The sequence below is a fragment of the Pseudomonas sp. MD195_PC81_125 genome (assembly GCF_014060985.1).
GTDB classification, from domain to species: domain Bacteria; phylum Pseudomonadota; class Gammaproteobacteria; order Pseudomonadales; family Pseudomonadaceae; genus Aquipseudomonas; species Aquipseudomonas parakoreensis.
On sequence record NZ_JABULD010000054.1, the window covers coordinates 1 to 14,028 of the forward strand.

Here is a 14,028-nt window from a genome sequence, read left to right on the forward strand (position 1 = left end):
ACCACCGGCAACATTTATCGTCAGTGGGCGACCGCGCGACCGTCAGCCGTTACGGCGCCGGCTACAACGCCTGGACCGGCAATCGCTGGGCCGGTCAGGTCGGTTCGTCCTATAACTCGCGCACCGGGATTGCTGCGGCGGGCCAGCGCGGTGCCGTACACAATGCCTACAACGGCAACTACGCGGCCGGACGCAGCGGTGAGGTGGTCGGGCCGAACGGAGGCGCCATTGCCGGCGGCCGAGTGACGGCGGGCAACGCACGCAACGGCACGCAAGTCACCGCCAACCGTGGCGCGGTGTACAACCCCAACACCGACAAAACCACGCAATATGCTGGCGTCAGGGGCCGCAACGGCGGCGCTGCACGGGTCGGCGACAACGTTTATGCCGGGCACGACGGTAACGTCTACAAGAAAACCGACAACGGTTGGCAATCAATGGTCAAGGGCAGCCCGACCCGCACGGCACCGGTCAACAACACTGCCCAACTGCAGAACCTCAATCGTGAATCTGCAGCGCGCAACTTCGGCAACCAGCGCACCAACAACTTTCACAACTCCTCGCAAGTCATGAACCGTTCATTTGGTGGCGGTGGCGGCGGTTTTCATCGACGCTGACGGCGCATGGCTGTCCGTGCGCGGAAAATTCGCGCTGGCCCTGAGTCCGGTTTTGCTGTTAAAAAACCGGCTCTGCCGTCCCTGCCCCGTTTCATCGTTCGGAGAACCGCTTCCATGAGCCAATGGCCTGACACTCGCATTCTTGACCTGCTCGGCATCGAGCTGCCGATCATCCAGGGCCCCATGGCCGGTGCCACGAATTCGGCCATGGTGATCGCCGTGTGCAACGCCGGCGGCCTGGGTTCGATGCCCGCCGCAATGCTGAGTATCGAGCAACTGCGCGAAGAACTGCAGACCATTCGCGAGCACACTCGCAAGCCGTTCAACGTCAATTTCTTCTGCCATCAGCCACCGGCTGCCGATGAACAGCGCGCGCGGGACTGGAAAAACCTGCTGGAGCCGTACTACCGCGAACTGGGTGTCGATTTCGATGCACCGACGCCGGTGTCCAACCGGGCCCCCTTCGATGCGGCAGCGTGCGCCGTGCTGGAAGAGTTTCGTCCTGAAGTCGTGAGTTTTCACTTTGGCCTGCCGGAGAAATCCCTGCTGGATCGGGTCAAGGCCACGGGTGCGAAAATCCTCTCGTCTGCCACGACTGTCGATGAAGCAGTGTGGCTTGAACAAAACGGATGCGACGCGATCATCGCCATGGGCTACGAGGCAGGTGGTCATCGCGGGATGTTTCTCAGCGATGACCTGAGCAGTCAGGTCGGTACCTTTGCCCTGGTGCCGCAGATTGTCGATGCGGTGAAAGTACCGGTGATCGCTGCCGGCGCCATTGCCGATGCGCGCGGGGTGGCCGCGGCATTGATACTCGGTGCATCGGCAGCGCAGGTCGGCACCGCGTATCTGTTTACCCCGGAAGCGAAAGTCAGCGCTTCCCATCATCAGGCGCTGCGCACCGCCAAGGAAAGCGAAACCGCGATTACCAACCTGTTCACCGGCCGCCCGGCTCGCGGCATTCTCAATCGAGTGATGCGCGAAATCGGCCCGATGTCAGCGAAAGCCCCGGCCTTCCCGCTGGCCGGCGGAGCGCTGATGCCCTTGCGGGCAAAAAGCGAAGCGCAGTTCAGCAACCTCTGGGCCGGGCAGGCTTTTCCGTTGGGCAAGGAGCTGAGCAGCGCCGAACTGACCCGGGAACTGGCGCAAGGCGCACTGACAAAACTGGTCCGACACTGACCCGATCCAGGATGAGGCGCGACACAGCCTCATCCTGTATACAACAGCACTTCCTGTTTAACGGCATTTCGCTATATATTTCGCTATATAGCGTTTCACCCTTCGCATCGGTGCAGTCCACCTCCAACAATAACTGCCCTCTGCATTCGCCAATAACGGAGCTGTTATGACCATTCGTGCCTCACGTTTTGCCCCCGCTTGCCTGGCTTCTTTGCTGTCGGTTTTTGTCTTGGGCGCCGCTCACGCCGATGAAGTGCAGGTGGCGGTTGCCGCCAACTTCACCGCGCCGATCCAGGCCATTGCTGCCGACTTCGAAAAAGACACCGGGCACAAACTGGTCGCCGCCTACGGGGCCACCGGCCAGTTCTACACCCAGATCAAGAACGGCGCGCCGTTCGAAGTGTTCCTCTCGGCGGACGACACCACTCCGGAAAAACTGGAAAAAGAAGGCGATACCGTCAAGGGCTCGCGCTTCACCTACGCCATCGGCACTCTGGCGCTGTGGTCGGCGAAAGAAGGTTACGTTGATGGCAAAGGCGAAGTGCTGAAGAAAAATGAATACCAGCACCTGTCCATCGCCAATCCGAAAGCCGCACCGTACGGGCTGGCCGCCACTCAGGTGCTGGAAAAACTCAAGCTGACTGAAGCGACCAAAGCCAAAATCGTTGAAGGCCAGAACATCACTCAGGCCTACCAGTTCGTGTCCACCGGTAATGCGGAACTGGGCTTCGTAGCACTGTCGCAGATCTACAAGGACGGCAAGGTCACCAGCGGATCGGCGTGGATCGTTCCAGCGAACATGCACGACCCGATCAAACAGGACGCGGTAATCCTCAACAAAGGCAAAGACAGCGCCGCCGCCAAAGCGCTGGTTGACTACCTCAAAGGCCCGAAAGCCGCTGCGGTGATCAAGTCTTACGGTTACCAGCTCTAAATGTCGCTCTCGAGTGCCGACTTCGCGGCGATCTGGCTGACCCTGAAACTGGCGTCCCTGACCACCGCGATCCTGCTGGTCGTCGGCACTCCGATTGCCCTGTGGCTGGCGCGCAGTCGTTCCTGGCTGCGCGGCCCCATCGGCGCAATCGTCGCCCTGCCCCTCGTGCTGCCGCCGACTGTGATCGGCTTCTATCTGCTGCTGGCAATGGGGCCCAATGGCTTTCTCGGCCACTTCACGCAATGGCTGGGCCTGGGCACGCTGACCTTCAGCTTTACCGGGCTGGTGATCGGTTCGGTGATCTATTCCATGCCGTTTGTGGTGCAACCGTTGCAGAACGCGTTCGCGGCCATCGGCACCCGCCCACTGGAAGTGGCCGCGACCTTGCGCGCCAATCCCTGGGACACTTTTTTCAGCGTGATCCTGCCTTTGGCCCGTCCCGGTTTCGTAACCGCGGCGATCCTCGGGTTCGCGCATACCGTCGGTGAATTCGGTGTGGTGCTGATGATCGGCGGCAACATTCCCGACAAGACCCGCGTGGTCTCGGTGCAGATCTACGACCATGTCGAAGCGATGGAATATGCTCAGGCCCATTGGCTGGCCGGGTCGATGCTGGTGTTTTCGTTTCTGGTGTTGCTGGCGCTCTACTCCAGCCGCAAGACCCGCACGGGCTGGAGCTGATCGATGATTGATGCACGTCTGAAAATCGCTTATTCGGGTTTCAGCCTGGATATTGATCTGCATTTGCCGGGGCGTGGCGTGACTGCGCTGTACGGTCATTCCGGTTCGGGCAAAACCACCTGCCTGCGCTGTATCGCCGGGCTTGAGCGCGCCGAGCAAGGTTTCATACAGATCAACGACGAAGTCTGGCAGGACAGCGAACGGCGGATTTTTGTCCCGCCGCACAAACGTGCGCTGGGTTACGTGTTCCAGGAAGCCAGTCTGTTCCCGCATCTGTCAGTGCTGGCCAATCTGCAGTTCGGCCTCAAACGCATTGCCAAGGCCCAGCGCCGGGTCGACATGGCACAAGCCACCGAGCTACTGGGCATCGGCCATCTGCTGGAACGCCATCCGCAGCATCTGTCCGGCGGCGAACGCCAGCGTGTCGGTATCGCCCGCGCGCTGTTGACCAGCCCGAAACTGCTGCTGATGGATGAGCCGTTGGCGGCCCTCGACAGCCAGCGCAAAAACGAAATCCTGCCATACCTGCAACGCCTGCATGATGAACTGGACATTCCGGTGCTCTATGTCAGCCACGCGCAGGATGAGGTGGCGCGGCTGGCCGATCATCTGGTGTTGCTCAGCGACGGCAAGGCCCTGGCCAGCGGCCCGATTGGCGAGACCCTCGCCCGGCTGGACCTGCCAATGGCACTGGGCGATGACGCCGGGGTGATCATCGAAGGCCAGGTCAGCGCCTACGATGCCGAGTACCAACTGTTGAGTCTGCAATTGCCGGCCACGGCCATGAACATCCGCGTGACGCACGCGCCGATGGCGGTCGGTCAGGCCTTGCGCTGCAAGGTGCACGCCCGCGACATCAGTCTGGCCCTGCACAACAGCGAAGCCAGCAGCATCCTCAATCGCTTGCCGGTGACCGTGGTCAGCGAGCTGGCGGCGGACAACGCCGCGCACGTGCTGATTCGTCTGGATGCCGGCGGCACACCGCTGCTGGCACGGATCACGCGGTTTTCCCGGGATCAGCTCGGCATCCACCCGGGCCAGCATTTGTGGGCGCAGATCAAGGCCGTCGCCGTGCTGGCCTGAATTGGTTGGCACGACGGCCACGGCCTGCGGTCAATCGCTATAACAGAGCGATTCGCCAAGGACACCGCCATGCCCGACACCGCACTAGCCGACGTCTTACCGCCCGACCTGCATTACGTCGACGATACCCAACCCGGCATCCGCCGTAAAAAACTGCGTGGCAAATTCGCCTACTTCGATCCGGCCGGACAACGGATCAACGACCCCGATGAGATCAAGCGGATCAACGCGCTGGCAGTGCCGCCGGCCTACACCGACGTGTGGATCTGCGCCGATCCGCGTGGCCACTTGCAGGCCACCGGCCGCGATGCCCGAGGCCGCAAGCAGTATCGCTATCACCCGCGCTGGCGCGAGGTGCGCGACGCCGACAAGTACTCGCGCCTGCGGGAGTTCGGCCTGGCGCTGCCGAAGTTGCGTAAACAGCTCGAAACCCTGCTCGACGCACCCGGCTTCAGCCGCGACAAGGTCATGGCCACGGTCATCACGTTGCTCGACGCCACACTGATCCGCGTCGGCAACACCCAGTACGCGCGGGACAACCGCTCCTATGGCCTGACCACCCTGCGCAGCCGGCATGTCGAGGTCAACGGCAGCGCGATTCTGTTCCAGTTTCGCGGCAAAAGCGGCATTGAACACCAGATCACCGTCAAGGATCGTCGCCTGGCGCGCATCATCAAGCGCTGCCTGGAAATCCCGGGACAGAATCTGTTTCAGTATCTGGATGAAAATGGCGAGCGGCACACCGTCAGCTCCCACGACGTCAATAGCTACCTGCAAACCCTCACCGGTGCCGACTTCACCGCCAAGGATTACCGCACCTGGGCCGGCAGCGCGCTGGCCCTGGCGGTATTGCGCGAACTGCAATGGGAGTCGGAAGCCGAGGCGAAACGGCACGTGGTGGAGATGGTCAAGAGCGTGTCCAAACAGCTGGGCAACACCCCGGCGGTGTGCCGCAAATGCTACATCCATCCGGCGGTGGTCGAGCGCTTCCTGCTCGGTGCGCTGGCCGAACTGCCACGCCCGAGGGTGCGCAAGGGCTTGCGCGCCGAGGAAGTGGCGCTGGCGATGTTTCTCGAGCAAATGATCGACGCGTCTTGATCGCGCTGGTAGCCGAGCAATCAATCGCGGTTTCCCAGGTTCCAGAGTTTCTACAGGCGTTGAAGCCGACGCATCGCCTGGATTGGCGCGCCACCGAGTGGCTGCAACCGACGAACTGACTGGCTATTTTTTGCACGATTGGCCAAGGCTTCTATAGTTGATCTGACACCTATTTGCTGTGGTAACGCCATGGAAGACATCTTTGTCGTGAAGCGCTGCAACAAGATCATCATTCACGGCCGCCGCGCCGGGGAAAGTCAGCATGAACCTGCCGAATCCAGCAGCTGGTTTCGGATCAATGACACCCGAACCGGAGGCTTCATCGGTGACGGCTATGATCTTGAGGAAGATGCCCGGCGCGAATGCCAAAGGCTCAATGCGGCCAGCTCGCCGCGACCGGCGCGACAATCGGCCGGCTGATGCAATTGACAGGCGGGGTCTATACTCAAAGCAGCTGACTGACCAGCGCCCCAACGGCAGAGAGCTCGCAGCCCGCGGGCTTTTTGCTGCCTCTCAACGGTTTGTCTGAACGGAGGTGCTCCATGTCCGAAAAAGAGTCCATCACCACCCTCCTCACCCTGCTTGACTCCCGTCAGGCGCGCTTGGCTGCGGCCTGCAAGGAAATTGCCGACTGGGTCGATCATCAAGGCGGCCATCCGACCGCCCTGCGCATACGTGATCGCCTGAACGACATCGAAAAAGATACGCCGCTAATTCGTAGCACCCTGTCTTCGCTGCAACCTGTCGAGCGGCCACTGCCTCGTTTCAGATGACCGGATGGCAATAAACGACAGTCTCAACGCGTACCGCCTGGCCGACCTGGCGAACACCCGTAGTCGTGGGAAGTCATAACCTGTACACGTCACCAGGAGACTGATCCATGGTTATCCATTTCAAAGTAGACGGACACCTGACTTGTGGTCACAAAGGCAACAACCTTGCCTCGAGCCAGGAACTCAATCGCGTCAAATGCCGCAGTTGCCGCAACACCGATGCCTACAAAAATGCGCGCAAAACCCAGCGCAATGCTGCTCGGCGCGCAGCGCGCCACACACAGGCTGATCATGGTGCATCGAACTGGCGCTCGGAATGGATCGCACGCTTGACCGCTCTGGCGGGTCCGCAACGCCTGCCACGGGGCTTTTTCGGGCAAGCGTTTGTGTAATCGCTTGATGTCTTGGTTTTCGTCCATCACTCAGCGCGAATTGCCACGAGTTCACCGCTCGAAACCCTCAATGCCCTGACCTTATCGTCAGGGCATTTTATTGAAAACACCGTTTCGACCAGCCCTTCACCCTGAGTCAAGCTTGCAAATAGCCAACGCGCCCTCATAACCAGAACCCGTATCCACCGTCACCGAGAGGCAAAAACGATCATGACCGGAAAAACCGAAACCGCGATTCTCGCCGGGGGCTGCTTCTGGGGCATGCAGGACCTGCTGCGACGCTATCCCGGGGTGCTGCAGACGCGAGTCGGCTACAGCGGTGGCGATGTGCCGAATGCGACCTACCGCAACCACGGCAACCACGCCGAGGCCATCGAAATCGTCTTCGACCCTGCCGTGATCAGTTACCGGCAAATCCTTGAGTTCTTCTTCCAGATCCACGATCCCAGCACACCCAACCGACAAGGCAACGATCTCGGCCCCAGTTATCGCTCGGCGATTTACTACCTTAACGAACAGCAACGCGACATTGCTGAAGACACCGCTGCCGACGTCGATGCATCCGGGCTGTGGCCGGGGCGCGTGGTCACTGAAATCGAACCGGCGGGCCCCTTCTGGGAAGCGGAACCCGAGCACCAGGACTATCTGGAGCGGATACCGAATGGTTACACCTGCCATTTCATCCGCCCGAACTGGAAACTGCCGAAACGCAACTGAAAACACATCTGCGTAATCACTCCACGCACGGCGCTGGCCTCAGCTGAGGCCGGTGCCTGCGCACCTCTGGACTTGATCATTTTGGTGAGCCCTCCGTAGCACAGTTCAAGCGCCCGAGGATGAACATACGTTCATCGCAAGCATGGCTAGAAGCGTCTAGCCTGCGGGTTCCAACATAGTGCCTACAGGAGTACCCCACCATGTTCTCGCACGAAAGCCTCCCGCTGATTGCCATTTTCATCATCTTGCTGCTATGCGCAGGTGCGGCGTTTTTACACCCGGCTCATGCATTCTTCAGTTGGCTGCGCAGGCGCAAGGAACGATTAAACGCCCAGGCGGCAAAAGAGGTTGATTCGCGCTAAATGTATTCCCTAAACGGGCCCGGGCATGCCTGGGCTTGTTGTTTTCTGACCAAACAGCAGATACAAAAAAGCCCAGCACGGGGCTGGGCCTGATTTTTTGCCAACATTAAAAACATCCAGGCTTTTTAGCCACAAGAGTACAACTCAAGTGACCTACGCAAGAGCCCTTTCGTGCTCGCTTTCATGCACGTAAACCCATGAAATTCCGGATGACGAGGTCTGGTCGAGGCGCATAAGCGCCGAATCGACTTTCTTTTTGGTGATGCCGTCTTTGACAAGATCGAAGACGGCCAGGAAGCAGTCCCCTGGAAGCGCTGTGATCGAGAGGTTGGTGATGTGCGATTCAGGGCTTCCAGCACGCTCGCCGTACAACCCCCAAAGTCGCTCCCAATAATCCGCTCGACTCATGATCTGTCCATCGGTGAGTACCACACGAAAGTCATTCGCCAACGCGTCGTACAGGGGTTTGATGGCGCCTTCCGACCGGGAAGACATACCGCGCGACCACGGAAAGAAGAGATTGTACCAACGGTACACCTCGGCTTCGACGAGAGCGGTTTTATCGGTTGCTGCGTGCACTTGATTGATTGCCATCGGTGTTCTCCTTAACACGTCAAAAATGGCGGGTCTGGCGTGACAGACTGGGGGCTGAATGCCCATCGCCTGAACGATGCACCGCGCCTTGATCAAGATCCATCCTGATATCAACGCCATCGGGTCAAGCTCAAATGTTCACTTAATGACTTTTGATATCTTCGACCAAGCCACAAACGTAGACGCTCGCAGGATTGATTGCATCAAGAAGTGACCAACGGTCTTTGCAAACAGGAGGAAAAGGGAAACGGAAGAATTGGCGAGAAGCCATTTAAAAATGGCGATCTGAAAACAAACAAGGGCTTGCATCAGCTTTCGCCCGCAAACCCTTGATTTTAGATGGTGCCCGAAGCCGGAATCGAACCGGCACGCCCTTACGAGCGGGGGATTTTAAGTCCCATGCGTCTACCAGTTTCGCCATTCGGGCGGTAGCGCGGTGTAGTGCTCAAAGCAGTCGATCAGCAAACCCGACAGCGTTAAGCCTTGTAAAGCAGAGCGGGAAATATATACATCACGTCCCGGTGAAGCAAGTTCACAGTGGTTGATTTCAAGACTAAATCTTGCAGCGCACTGGAAATAAAAAAGCTCCGTAAATCATGGATCTACGGAGCTTGTTTAGAGTGGAGGCCGAGGTCGGAATCGAACCGGCGTAGGCGGATTTGCAATCCGCTGCATAACCATTTTGCTACTCGGCCTCAAACGATTGCTGTTTAGTAGCACCACAACAACCGCGTACAAACTTGGAGCGGGAAACGAGACTCGAACTCGCGACCCCGACCTTGGCAAGGTCGTGCTCTACCAACTGAGCTATTCCCGCTTGGTGTGGCGCATTCTATAGATTTCAGATGCCCCGTCAACCCTTTGATTCAAAAAAGTTTTATTTCTTTTCAACGTCGGTTTTCAGATGCGGCCAGGCGGCCCGCAAGTATTGAACCATCGACCACAACGTCAGGCCTGCCGAGATCATCAACAAGGCATAACCCAGCAAGACCCAGAAACTGAAGTCTCTTGGATTGGCCAGCAGGATCACCAGCGCCAGCATCTGCGCTGCAGTTTTCCACTTGCCGAGATTGGACACCGCTACATGAGCGCGGGCACCGAGTTCTGCCATCCATTCACGCAAGGCCGATACGACAATCTCACGGCCAATGATGACGGCTGCGGGAAGTGTCAGCCACAAGTTGCCGTGTTCCTGAACCAGCAGTACCAAAGCGACAGCCACCATCAGCTTGTCGGCAACCGGATCGAGAAAGGCTCCGAACGGCGTGCTTTGTTCCAGGCGACGAGCCAGATAGCCGTCGAGCCAGTCAGTGGCCGCCGCAAAGGCGAACACCGAGGCGGAGGCCATGTAGCTCCACTGATAAGGCAGGTAAAACAGCAAAATGAAGATCGGGATGAGCAGGACGCGTAGAACGGTAATCAGATTCGGGATATTCATCGGCACAACTGGCTACGAGGTGAGTTGGCATTCTACTCGCTATGCAGGTTTGCATAAATCGACTCTGCGAGCTTTTTACTGATCCCCGGTGCTTTGGCGATCTCTTCGATGCTTGCACGAGACAGCTCCTGCAATCCACCAAAATGTTTCAACAAGTCCCGACGCCGGGTCGGCCCTACACCTGCAACACCTTCCAGCGTCGACGTACGGCGGGTTTTGCCGCGCCGCGCACGGTGGCCAGTGATCGCGAACCGGTGTGCCTCGTCGCGAATCTGCTGGATCAGGTGCAACGCGGGTGAGTCGCCACGCAAAGTGAACTCATGGGCGGCATCATTAAGATACAAAGTTTCGAACCCTGCCTTGCGGGTTGCGCCCTTGGCCACACCCAGCAGGATCAGATCCGGCACCGCCAATTCGTTGAGCACGTCGCGGGCCATCGACAATTGTCCCTTGCCGCCGTCCACCAGCAAAATATCCGGCAGCTTGCCCTCCCCGTCCTTCAGTTTGCTGAAGCGCCGGGTCAGGGCCTGGTGCATGGCCGCATAGTCATCGCCCGCGGTGACGCCCTCAATGTTGTAACGCCGATAGTCGGATTTGATCGCACCTTCCGGACCGAACACGACGCAAGAGGCGACAGTCGCCTCGCCACTGGAGTGGCTGATGTCATAGCATTCGAGGCGCTGCGGTGGTTCATCCAGGTTCAGTACTTCTGCCAGCGCGTCGAAGCGCGCAGCCGTGTGTTGACGGTTGGCCAGGCGCGCACCCAGCGCTTGCTCGGCATTGGTGACCGCCAACTGCTGCCAGCGCGCCCGCGTGCCACGCACCCGGTGGCTGATGCTCAGCTCGCGACCGCGCAACTCGTGGATGGCGTCGATCAGGGCCGTTGCGTCTTCGGGCACGACGTTGACGATCAGTTCGCTCGGCAAGTCGCGTTCCGGGCTGCTGATATAGTACTGGCCGAGGAACGCCGCCATGACTTCGGCAACCTCCTCTTCAATACCCACCTGTGGAAAGAAGTTTTTTGCTGCCCAGCACTCGCCCGCCGCGCACGCTGATCAAATGAACGCACGCGCCACCCGGGTTGACGAAGGCTGCAATGACATCGATGTCGCCCGTACCGCCTTCCATGCTTTGCTGATCCTGGACCCGGCGCAGCAAGGCAATCTGGTCACGCAACTCGGCGGCGCGTTCGAACTCGAGATTGATCGCCGCCTCTTCCATCGCCGTTGACAGCTCATTGGTCAGCGCGTGACTGCGCCCTTCAAGAAACATCACCGAGTGGCGCACATCCTCGGCATAAACTTCCGGCTCAACCAGACCGACACAAGGTGCCTTGCAGCGTTTGATCTGATATTGAAGACAAGGGCGCGTACGGTTCTTGTAGTAACTGTCCTCACACTGCCGGACGAAAAAGGTCTTTTGCAGCAGGCTGAGGCTTTCGCGAATGGCCCCGGCGCTCGGATATGGGCCGAAATACTTGCCCTTCGCCTTCTTCGCGCCACGATGGATGCTCAGCCGTGGGAACTGGCCGTCAGACAGAAATACATAGGGATAGGACTTATCGTCGCGCAACAGAATGTTGTACGGCGGCCGCCACTCCTTGATCAGCGTCTGCTCAAGCAGCAATGCCTCGGTTTCATTGGCGGTGATGGTCGTTTCGACCTGTGCGATACGCCCGACCAGTGCAGCGGTCTTCGGCGCCAGTCCGCTCTTGCGGAAATAGCTGGCCAGTCGCTTCTTGAGGTTCTTGGCCTTGCCGACATACAGCAGGCGTGCCTCGCTGTCGAACATGCGATAGACGCCGGGACGCCCACTGACAGTCGCCAGGAAGGCGCCGGAATCGAATATTTCAGTCATGATCAGGCGCTGGCATCAACCATGCCGTGGCGCACGGCCAGCAACGTCAACTCGACATCACTGCTGATCGACAGTTTTTCGAAGATCCGGTAGCGATAGGTATTCACGGTTTTCGGCGACAGACAGAGCTTGTCGGAGATGATCTGCACCTTCTGGCAGCCGACAATCATCAACGCAATCTGGATTTCCCGTTCGGACAAGGCATCGAACGGTGAGTCATTGGTTGGCTGGAACGATTTGATCGCCAGTTGCTGGGCAATCTGCGGGCTGATGTAACGCTGGCCGGCAAACACCAAGCGGATGGCCTGAACCATTTCCGGAAGACCCGCGCCCTTGGTCAGGTAGCCGGCGGCACCTGCCTGCAACAGACGTGTAGGGAATGGATCCTCCTCACACACCGTGACAGCGACAACCTTGATGTCCGGATGGCTGCGCAACAGCTTGCGCGTGGCCTCGAGACCACCGATACCGGGCATTTTTACGTCCATCAGGACCACATCGGGTTTCAACTCACGGGCCTTGATCAGGGACTCTTCCCCGGACTCGGCCTGTCCAACCACCTGCAAGCCATCGATATCGGCCAGCATACGTGTAATGCCTGTACGAACGAGATCATGGTCATCGACCACTAGCACCCTAATCAAGCAGACACCTCGCGATATGGTCTTATTGGGATGCCGGACACCTTAGCAAAAACTGCCAGACAGACCTAGCGGCAAGCGTCATTTAAAAAGTTTCAATTAATCATTGAAGGCTTGCCAGCCGTGGGTTTCAGAGCACAGGTGTACCGAAATCAAGCTGCATCCTCAGGAAACACTCGTCCTCGCCACACACATTCAAGCCTTTTCTCTTATACAGGCTTTGCGCAGGATTATTTTTGAATACGGTCAGACGCAGCGCCGGCAGTCCTTCAGCGCGGGCCATGGCAATAACCTGATCAATCGCCCAGGATCCAGCCCCCTGCCTGCGAAACGCCTCGCCTATTTGCAGCTCGCGGATATACAACGCCCGGCGATCGCGACTGAGGCTGAAAAATCCCACAGGAATCTGGTCAAGAATGATCAGCCAATTGTCCCGTCCATCCCAGGCAACCTCGAACGCTTGGTCCTGCCACAGCAGATCGTGGCCAATGTAATAGCGCAGCATGTTCTGGCACGTCAGCTCTCGGGCAAATACCCGATCAGCCAGTTCGGCGCGACGCAAATGCCAGGTCATTGCCCCGCCACCACCGGAACTACCCGCCCCAGCCATGCGCCGGCATCACGTCGCGCAACGACCAACAGCTCACCAGGCCCTGGCGCGGCGGCAACCAGCGTGCCGTCTTCAGACCAGACGGCACTGCGACCCGCCGATTGCCATCCACCCGTGAGCCCGGCGTGATTGGCCATCAGAACCGCCATCGAGTGCTTATGGGCGTAGCCCTGCAATATCGCGCTATCCACGTCATAGCCTTTCTCGCCAATCAGCACGCCTGCTGCGTACAGGTCGGCGCCAGCAACGGCAGCCGCTGCCGCGTGGCTGGCGTGGGAAAAATCAGCGCAGACCGCCAGCGCGACGGTATCGCCGCCTATGCGCAAGGACGAACCACCAGCACCTGTGGCATAGAACAGCTCTTCGCCACTGTGCAGATGTTGTTTGCTGTACACCTCGAGAGAACCATCCCTGCCTAACGTCAGCGCGCCGATCCATACCTTGGAGCTACCCTTCAGGCGAATCGGCATCCCGACCACCGCTATGAGACCCAGCTCGCGCGCGCAATCGCGCAAGGGTTGCAGCACCGAATCCTGCGGATCAATTGCCATGTCTGCAGCCATCTGGCCTTCGTAACCTGTCAGCGACAGCTCCGGAAACACCAGCAACTCGACGCCCTGCTCCGCTGCCACGGCCATGAAGCGCAAATGACGGGCGATGTTCGCCGCCAGATCACCGGCAACGGAGAACGATTGAGCTGCAGCGATGGTGAACGTTGACATTATTCATCCTTGGGATTGTGCCAAATACGCAGTGTGTCACAACGCCTGCGGCACTCAAGCAATAGGAAATGTCATGTAGGCGCGATAGCAATTTCTGATTGCTCAGGCGCATGGGCCTCGAGTAAGCTCGGCGCATCCATTGGAGACAAACCATGCTCAATGCCCTCTCACAGCTTTGTTCCGCCAGCGCCTTGCGCTCGGTTGCGGCTGCGCGGGTGAATGACGCTTGTGCTCCTGCCAGCTTTTATTTTGGGTATTGGTTTAGCCACTGGCGCGCCTGATACCCAAACGGCGCCCATGAACACGGGTCGCCCACCAGAGAATTCTCAC

At 58.9% G+C, this 14,028-nt stretch carries 15 protein-coding genes, 3 tRNA genes and 2 pseudogenes; 11 read left to right on the forward strand and 9 right to left on the reverse strand.

What is annotated here, in order from left to right:
• The 11 genes and pseudogenes from HT737_RS02780 to HT737_RS02830 all read left to right on the forward strand — a co-directional run.
• Positions 1 to 617, forward strand: a pseudogene (locus HT737_RS02780) (autotransporter); the annotation flags it as partial.
• A gap of 114 nt (positions 618 to 731) precedes the next feature.
• Complete coding sequence (locus tag HT737_RS02785; protein ID WP_182401365.1) at positions 732 to 1,796, forward strand: nitronate monooxygenase family protein; 1,065 nt, start codon at positions 732 to 734, stop codon at positions 1,794 to 1,796.
• A gap of 166 nt (positions 1,797 to 1,962) precedes the next feature.
• Positions 1,963 to 2,730, forward strand: a complete 768-nt coding sequence (modA, locus tag HT737_RS02790; protein ID WP_182401367.1) for a molybdate ABC transporter substrate-binding protein — start codon at positions 1,963 to 1,965, stop codon at positions 2,728 to 2,730.
• Positions 2,731 to 3,411, forward strand: coding sequence for a molybdate ABC transporter permease subunit (gene modB, locus HT737_RS02795; protein WP_182401369.1), 681 nt, complete (start codon positions 2,731 to 2,733; stop codon positions 3,409 to 3,411). It abuts the gene before it with no gap.
• A gap of 3 nt (positions 3,412 to 3,414) precedes the next feature.
• A complete protein-coding gene (gene modC, locus HT737_RS02800) occupies positions 3,415 to 4,494 on the forward strand; it encodes a molybdenum ABC transporter ATP-binding protein (RefSeq protein ID WP_121185750.1) in 1,080 nt (359 codons plus the stop codon).
• Positions 4,495 to 4,563: 69 nt separating this feature from the next.
• The gene (locus HT737_RS02805; protein ID WP_095669060.1) at positions 4,564 to 5,592 is read left to right on the forward strand and encodes a DNA topoisomerase IB; all 1,029 of its coding nucleotides are present in this window, start codon (positions 4,564 to 4,566) and stop codon (positions 5,590 to 5,592) included.
• Positions 5,593 to 5,781: 189 nt separating this feature from the next.
• Positions 5,782 to 6,012, forward strand: coding sequence for a hypothetical protein (locus tag HT737_RS02810; protein ID WP_041064505.1), 231 nt, complete (start codon positions 5,782 to 5,784; stop codon positions 6,010 to 6,012).
• Positions 6,013 to 6,134: 122 nt separating this feature from the next.
• Entirely contained in the window at positions 6,135 to 6,365 is a 231-nt protein-coding gene (locus HT737_RS02815; RefSeq protein ID WP_007964939.1) for a hypothetical protein, read from the forward strand.
• A 107-nt stretch (positions 6,366 to 6,472) separates the two neighbouring features.
• A complete protein-coding gene (locus HT737_RS31630) occupies positions 6,473 to 6,757 on the forward strand; it encodes a hypothetical protein (RefSeq protein WP_306287150.1) in 285 nt (94 codons plus the stop codon).
• A gap of 210 nt (positions 6,758 to 6,967) precedes the next feature.
• Positions 6,968 to 7,474, forward strand: a complete 507-nt coding sequence (msrA, locus tag HT737_RS02825) for a peptide-methionine (S)-S-oxide reductase MsrA (RefSeq protein ID WP_182401373.1) — start codon at positions 6,968 to 6,970, stop codon at positions 7,472 to 7,474.
• Between the two features lie 200 nt (positions 7,475 to 7,674).
• A complete protein-coding gene (locus tag HT737_RS02830; RefSeq protein WP_182401375.1) occupies positions 7,675 to 7,836 on the forward strand; it encodes a hypothetical protein in 162 nt (53 codons plus the stop codon).
• A 153-nt stretch (positions 7,837 to 7,989) separates the two neighbouring features.
• Here HT737_RS02830 and HT737_RS02835 read toward each other — a convergent pair whose 3' ends face one another.
• The 9 genes and pseudogenes from HT737_RS02835 to HT737_RS02875 all read right to left on the reverse strand — a co-directional run bounded on the left by HT737_RS02835 (position 7,990) and on the right by HT737_RS02875 (position 13,698).
• On the reverse strand, positions 7,990 to 8,430 hold the full coding sequence (locus HT737_RS02835) for a hypothetical protein (RefSeq protein WP_182401377.1): 441 nt from the start codon (positions 8,428 to 8,430) through the stop codon (positions 7,990 to 7,992).
• A 340-nt stretch (positions 8,431 to 8,770) separates the two neighbouring features.
• Positions 8,771 to 8,857 (reverse strand) — tRNA-Leu (locus tag HT737_RS02840).
• 194 nt (positions 8,858 to 9,051) lie between these two features.
• A tRNA-Cys gene (locus HT737_RS02845) sits at positions 9,052 to 9,125 on the reverse strand.
• Between the two features lie 46 nt (positions 9,126 to 9,171).
• Positions 9,172 to 9,247: transfer RNA gene (locus HT737_RS02850), tRNA-Gly, on the reverse strand.
• Between the two features lie 60 nt (positions 9,248 to 9,307).
• Entirely contained in the window at positions 9,308 to 9,868 is a 561-nt protein-coding gene (gene pgsA / locus HT737_RS02855) for a CDP-diacylglycerol--glycerol-3-phosphate 3-phosphatidyltransferase (protein ID WP_003225417.1), read from the reverse strand.
• Positions 9,869 to 9,900: 32 nt separating this feature from the next.
• Positions 9,901 to 11,725 (reverse strand): annotated as a pseudogene (uvrC, locus tag HT737_RS02860) (excinuclease ABC subunit UvrC).
• A gap of 2 nt (positions 11,726 to 11,727) precedes the next feature.
• Complete coding sequence (gene uvrY, locus HT737_RS02865) at positions 11,728 to 12,369, reverse strand: UvrY/SirA/GacA family response regulator transcription factor (RefSeq protein WP_024012761.1); 642 nt, start codon at positions 12,367 to 12,369, stop codon at positions 11,728 to 11,730.
• A 127-nt stretch (positions 12,370 to 12,496) separates the two neighbouring features.
• Entirely contained in the window at positions 12,497 to 12,940 is a 444-nt protein-coding gene (locus HT737_RS02870) for an N-acetyltransferase (protein WP_121185756.1), read from the reverse strand.
• Entirely contained in the window at positions 12,937 to 13,698 is a 762-nt protein-coding gene (locus tag HT737_RS02875) for a carbon-nitrogen hydrolase family protein (protein WP_121185758.1), read from the reverse strand. The genes HT737_RS02870 and HT737_RS02875 overlap by 4 nt, the downstream gene beginning before the upstream one ends.
• Positions 13,699 to 14,028: the final 330 nt, after the last annotated feature.